Source organism: Mesorhizobium sp. M7D.F.Ca.US.004.01.2.1 (genome assembly GCF_003997785.1).
In the GTDB taxonomy this organism is placed as follows: domain Bacteria; phylum Pseudomonadota; class Alphaproteobacteria; order Rhizobiales; family Rhizobiaceae; genus Mesorhizobium; species Mesorhizobium loti.
Map to the genome: position 1 here is coordinate 1 of NZ_RZRQ01000518.1, position 2,902 is coordinate 2,902.

The following is a 2,902-nucleotide window of genomic DNA, read 5'->3' on the forward strand; positions in this document are numbered from 1 at the left end:
ATTCTGTTGCATTCATATGACAATTGTATATTTTATGCAATTAGGCTTGCTTTGAACCTGATTAGGAATGCGGAGCAGAAATTGAGCAAACTCGGTTTTGTAGGGACAGGGTCGATTACAGTCGCCATTGTCGAGGGGCTCCACGCAGGCGAGGCGCCGGCCCCGGCTATCCTGGTGTCGCCCCGCAACGCCCAAAACGCCAAGCGATTGGCCGCCGCCTTCAAAGGCGTGTCTGTCGCCCATGACAACCAACAGATCGTCGACGAGAGCGATATCACACTGCTGGCGGTGCGCCCACAGGTGGCAGAGGAGGTCGTTCGTGCGCTGCGGTTTCGAAACGGTCAAAAGCTCGTTTCCCTGGTTGCAGGCATCGGCGCTGATACGCTGCAGACATGGATATCGGAAAAAGTCGACATCGTGCAGGCCATTCCACTGCCTTTTGTGGCCGCCCGTCTTGGCTTTACGGTCATTTGTCCGCCCGACAATGCCGCCATTGCCTTATTCGATCGTGTGGGCAGCACTCTCGGCATCGAAGATCAGCGCTCGCTAAAGGTGTTTTTTGCCGCCAGTGCCATGATGGGCCTCTATTTTGGCCTGCTTGAGACAGCGTCGGACTGGCTGTTGAAAGAAGGGCTCGAAGGCTCTGCCGCCAAACACTATCTCAACAGCTTGTTTGCGGGCCTTTCCCACGCTGCGCTCAACAGCGGCGCGGACTTTCCGGATCTTCGGCACGAGTTTTCCACCAAAGGCGGGATCAACGAGCAGCTGTTTAGAGTTTTTTCTGAGCATGGCGGCCGCAGTGCTCTGCATGAAGGTCTCGACGCTGTCATGGCGCGTCTCAACAAAGCTTAGAAATAGAAGTTTTGGCGATGCCTGCGTCGAATTTTCCAATGGATGATAACAAGTACAGGGGAGTTGAATGACCGACAGTCTGGCTCAGGTCGACGTTACAGTGGTTCCGCGTTTCGCGAACATTGCAACATTTATGCGTTCGGCGCATATACCGGTTTCGCAAGGTTTGGACATCGCGATTTCCGGTGTGCCCTTCGATTTGGGCACGGCCTTTCGCATCGGGTCCCGGTTCGGGCCATCCTGTGTACGCGAGCAGTCGCGGCACGTGCGCAGGATTCACCAGACCTTTGGCTTCTCGCCCTTCGATCTTTGCAAGGTGGCCGACGTCGGCGATGCGCCAGTGCGCTCCTTCAGCATTGGAGACAGCCTGTCGCTGATCGAAGCGCATTTCAGAAAGATAAAGGATCTGGATATCGTGCCTCTAACGATTGGTGGCGACCACACGATCTCGCTGCCGATTCTGCGCGGTATTGTCCGTGATGCTCCGGTGGGTCTAATCCATATCGACGCGCATTCGGACACGCTTGATGCCATCCAAGGTGAGCGTTACTGCAACGGAACACCGTTTCGACGCGCTGTCGAAGAAGGTCTGATCGATCCGAAGCGCTTCGTCCAGGTAGGCATACGAGAAACGCTGTTTGACACCGACGACCATGATTGGGCAAAGGCAGCCGGCATCCGTATGATCTCAATGAAGGAGATTGACGAGCGCGGCCCTGCTGACGCCGTGCGGGAGATCCGCTCCATCATTAGTGAAGAACCAGCCTACCTGACGCTTGACATCGATTCGCTCGATCCGAGCTATGCCCCCGGCACCGGAGCCGTCGAGCCGGGCGGATTCACCGTCCGCGAGGTGGAAACGCTGCTCGAAGGCTTGATGGGCGTCGACCTCATTGGCGCGGATCTCCCGGAAGTCTCGCCGCTTTATGATGAAGGTGGGCGCACGGGTAGGGTGGCGGCGACCCTGGCTTTCGACATGCTCTGCCTATTGGCCAAAGCACGCTCGCGCAGAAAGCTCTGACGCGGTGAGCGACCCGGGAGGGGTCGGCTTGCCCTGATTGTTCAAAACTTTGCCCCGACATCGCCGGACGCCAAGAACCGACACCTTGCGGGGAAACAGCTTCCGGCCGAAAGGATCATGCGGTGGGACAGACGGTTTTCATCCCTCGTGAACTCGATGCCAACGAGCCACGCGTCGCGGCCTCGCCCGATACGGTGAAGCGACTGGCGGCGCTGGGTCTCGACGTGGTTGTCGAAACCGGTGCCGGCACCAGGTCGCGCATCCCCGACGAGGAGTTTGCCAAGGCGGGCGCTACGATCGGCAATGCCGGCGATGCCGCCAAGGCCGATGTGGTGCTGAAAGTGCGCCGGCCGAGTGATGCGGAACTCAAGGCCTACAAATCAGGCACCATCGTCATCGCCATCATGGATCCCTATGGCAACGACGCCGCCGTGGCGGCCCTGGCCAAGGCCGGCGTCACCGCTTTCTCGATGGAGTTCATGCCGCGCATCACCCGCGCCCAGTCGATGGACGTCCTGTCCAGCCAGGCGAACCTTGCCGGCTACCAGGCGGTAATCGACGGCGCTTCGGAATATGACCGGGCCTTGCCGATGATGATGACGGCGGCGGGCACCGTGCCGGCGGCGAAGGTCTTCATCATGGGCGTCGGCGTCGCCGGCCTGCAGGCGATCGCCACCGCGCGTCGCCTCGGTGCAGTCGTCACCGCGACAGACGTTCGCCCCGCCGCCAAGGAACAGGTCGCCTCGCTCGGCGCAAAGTTCCTGGCGGTCGAGGACGATGAGTTCAAGGCGGCCGAGACGGCCGGCGGCTACGCCAAGGAAATGTCGAAGGAATACCAGGCCAAGCAGGCGGCACTCACATCAGAGCATATCGCCAAGCAGGACATCGTCATCACCACGGCGCTTATCCCCGGCCGCCCGGCGCCGAAGCTGGTTTCGGCGGCCATGGTCGCTTCGATGAAGCCGGGTTCGGTGCTGGTCGACCTCGCGGTCGAGCGCGGCGGCAATGTCGAGGGCGCGGTGCCGGGTC

General features: G+C 60.2%; 3 protein-coding genes. All 3 read left to right on the forward strand.

What is annotated here, in order from left to right; genetic code table 11:
- Positions 1 to 852, forward strand: an 852-nt coding sequence (locus EN993_RS34035) for a pyrroline-5-carboxylate reductase (protein ID WP_348630451.1), incomplete at its 5' end; no start/stop codon positions are given.
- Positions 853 to 919: 67 nt separating this feature from the next.
- Positions 920 to 1,873, forward strand: a complete 954-nt coding sequence (gene speB, locus EN993_RS34040; protein WP_127266069.1) for an agmatinase — start codon at positions 920 to 922, stop codon at positions 1,871 to 1,873.
- A gap of 122 nt (positions 1,874 to 1,995) precedes the next feature.
- On the forward strand, positions 1,996 to 2,902 hold a 907-nt coding region (locus EN993_RS34045), incomplete at its 3' end, for an NAD(P) transhydrogenase subunit alpha (protein WP_164757996.1).